The organism is Acinetobacter sp. YH12144 (assembly GCF_013418345.1).
Taxonomy (GTDB): domain Bacteria; phylum Pseudomonadota; class Gammaproteobacteria; order Pseudomonadales; family Moraxellaceae; genus Acinetobacter; species Acinetobacter amyesii.
Window position 1 is genome coordinate 1 of sequence record NZ_VPCD01000060.1, and the last position, 1,230, is coordinate 1,230.

The following is a 1,230-nucleotide window of genomic DNA, read 5'->3' on the forward strand; positions in this document are numbered from 1 at the left end:
AACACATTGATATTAGCTTCAATCTCTAAACCGTTGATTTGGAAATACATAATACCCTATTTGTTCATTCTTTTGTTATTTGTTGTATGTTGCGTTATTCCATCAATAATTTTATTCCAATCTTCGAAATGTAGTTCGTGTCCGGTTCCATCAAGCGTTATTAGTTTTGAGCCGTTTATCTTTTCAAGTAAAACTGCTGAATTCTTAAAATGCCATATTTTATCGTCCGTTCCGTGTACAATTAAGGTTGGTTGATTGATTTCGCTCAATCTGTTCCAGTATTCTTCACCACCTTGCAGTGCCGCATGATTGAACATACTTATATAGTTATTAGCTCTTTTAAATTCGGCTCTAATCAGTTTTTCACTTCTTTGTTTGTCAAATTGTTTCCTGCCGCTCATCAATTCAGCACCTTGAATTAAATAATTTGCCACACTGTCTTCATTTGTCCAATCTACGGTTTCAGCTTTTCCGTGAAAATCTAAAATACGCGTATCCATTTCAGGAATTGTGGGGTCTGAGTCGCCCCAAGGACCTGATGAGATTAGTGTTATTGAACTTACCCTGTCGGCATATTTTATTGATGCTATTTGAGAAATCAGTCCGCCCAGTGAAATTCCCACAAAATTGGCTTTGACTATTTTATAGCCGTCCAAAATTGAAATAGCATCATGGGTTAAGTCAACAATATCATAGGGGGTTGAACCCGGTTCGTAATTAGTAGATTTTCCTACGTCCCTATTGTCGTAGCGAATAACAAAAAATCCCTTTTCAGATAGTTTCTGGCAAAATTCAGCATCCCAATACAACATGGATACCGTTGCTCCCGCAATCAAGAGTATTGCCGGATCTTTTTCACATCCAAAACTTTCGGTAAAAAGTCTTATTCCGTTTTTTTTAACTATTTTCTCTTTCATTTCCTCGCCTTTCTGTTTTATAGATTCATTAGTTTTTGGAAAGAAAAGTCGAGGCTGAACATTTCCGTTTCGTTTATTATTGATTCTGCCTGTGCTTCTCTTCCATAAGCAAACATTTGCTGTTCATAATTTTCAATAGCCTCTTCAATGCTGTTAAATTTCCCATTGGTCAGATTATCCGACAATATCAAGGCATCCATCAACCCACTGTTTACGCCTTGTCCTGCAAAAGGAGGCATCAAATGAGCAGCATCTCCAATCATCGTTATGGGTAATGGACGCTTACTTTTCCAAGACTTATCTAAGGGAAATA

2 protein-coding genes are annotated in these 1,230 nt (G+C 37.1%); both read right to left on the reverse strand.

Annotated features, from left to right (window positions below; translation table 11 throughout):
- Nucleotides 1-56: 56 nt before the first annotated feature.
- Nucleotides 57-917, reverse strand: a complete 861-nt coding sequence (gene estT / locus FTU79_RS16390) for a macrolide hydrolase EstT (RefSeq protein ID WP_077782102.1) — start codon at nucleotides 915-917, stop codon at nucleotides 57-59.
- A gap of 17 nt (nucleotides 918-934) precedes the next feature.
- A partial coding sequence (locus FTU79_RS16395) for an NAD(P)/FAD-dependent oxidoreductase (RefSeq protein WP_180009779.1) occupies nucleotides 935-1,230 on the reverse strand: 296 nt, incomplete at its 5' end.

Bases quoted from the DNA above. Each gene is read 5' to 3' on its own strand.
- estT (WP_077782102.1), bottom strand. From the start codon at position 917: ATGAAAGAGAAAATAGTTAAAAAAAACGGAATAAGACTTTTTACCGAA.